Raw genomic sequence first — 455 nt, 5'->3', positions numbered from 1 at the left:
GAGTAACACACTAAAAGGTGTAATGAGCGGCATCATCCGGCCGAGTACTTGATTCAAACGCACAAGCATGCCGGCCACCTCCATCCCTTCACTTTCTTGCCTTTTCTATTGTAACAGACAGAAAGGCCTTTTTAAGAACCACTCACCTGTTTCATAAGCTTTTGACTTGATGTATCCATTCCAACTACGTCCACCTGGACGCCATTTGCTTGATACCTTTCCTTTATACGTTCTATCGCTGATACACCTGATTCATCCCATATACGTGCTTCAGACAAATCAATCACAACAGATTGGAGTTCTTTCCCCTGATGGAAAGCTTGGATCAAGTCAGTGACAGAAGCAAAGAAAATTTGTCCTTTAACTCGATATTCCCAAGTACCTGCCTGGCTTTCTTTAGACGTAATATGAAGCTTCGATATCTTTGCGACAAAGAATACCGCACTAAGCAGTAC

1 protein-coding gene is annotated in these 455 nt (G+C 42.9%); it reads right to left on the bottom strand.

What is annotated here, in order from left to right:
- Positions 1-131: 131 nt before the first annotated feature.
- The coding region (locus tag GFC01_RS18140) for an STAS domain-containing protein (protein WP_152948510.1) at positions 132-455 on the bottom strand (324 nt) is incomplete at its 5' end.

Source organism: Desulfofundulus thermobenzoicus, assembly GCF_009428905.1.
GTDB classification, from domain to species: domain Bacteria; phylum Bacillota; class Desulfotomaculia; order Desulfotomaculales; family Desulfovirgulaceae; genus Desulfofundulus_A; species Desulfofundulus_A thermobenzoicus.
This window is presented reverse-complemented; position numbering and strand designations above follow the sequence as displayed.